Genomic DNA, 744 nt, shown 5'->3' with positions numbered 1-744 from the left:
AGGCGTGGAACGGTATCGGCGTCGCCGCGCGTGCCGAGGCGCTTCGCGCGTTCGGGCGCAAGATCCTCGAGCGTGCCGACGAGCTGCTCGAGGTCGAGGTTCGCGATACCGGCAACACGATCGCGCCGATGCGCGGCGACGTGCGCACCGGCGTGGAAGGGATCAACTATTATGCCGGCCTGGCTTATGAGCTGAAGGGAGAAACCATTCCCGCGACGCCGGACAATCTCCACTTCACGGTGCGCGAGCCCTATGGCGTGGTGGCTCGCATTGTACCCTTCAACCATCCGGTGATGTTCTCCACCGCGCGCACCGCGGCCGCGCTGATGGCCGGCAATTCGGTAGTGGTAAAGCCGCCCGAGACGAGCTCGCTTTCCGCGCTGATCCTGTCCGAGATCGCGCGCGAGGCGCTGCCGCCGGGCGTGTTCAATATCGTCACCGGTACCGGAGTGGGCGCGGGCGCGCCGCTGGTGCGCCATCCCGGTGTCAAGCGGATCGCGTTTATCGGTTCGGTCGAGACCGGCATGGCGATTCAGCGGATGGCCGCAGAGAGCGCGGTCAAGCACGTCACGCTGGAGCTGGGCGGAAAGAACCCGCTGATCGCCTTCCCCGACGTGGATCCAGCGACCGTAATCGACGCCGCAATCGCCGGTATGAACTTTTCGTGGCAGGGCCAATCATGCGGATCGACCAGCAGGCTCCTGCTGCACGAATCGATTTATGACGATGTCGTCGCTGCGCTGA

1 protein-coding gene is annotated in these 744 nt (G+C 65.1%); it reads left to right on the top strand.

The annotated features are described in order from the left end of the window. Positions 1-744, top strand: a 744-nt coding sequence (locus NN5_RS24805; RefSeq protein ID WP_157081341.1) for an aldehyde dehydrogenase family protein, incomplete at both ends; no start/stop codon positions are given.

Source organism: Novosphingobium naphthalenivorans NBRC 102051, assembly GCF_001590985.1.
In the GTDB taxonomy this organism is placed as follows: Bacteria; Pseudomonadota; Alphaproteobacteria; order Sphingomonadales; family Sphingomonadaceae; genus Novosphingobium; species Novosphingobium naphthalenivorans.
This window is presented reverse-complemented; position numbering and strand designations above follow the sequence as displayed.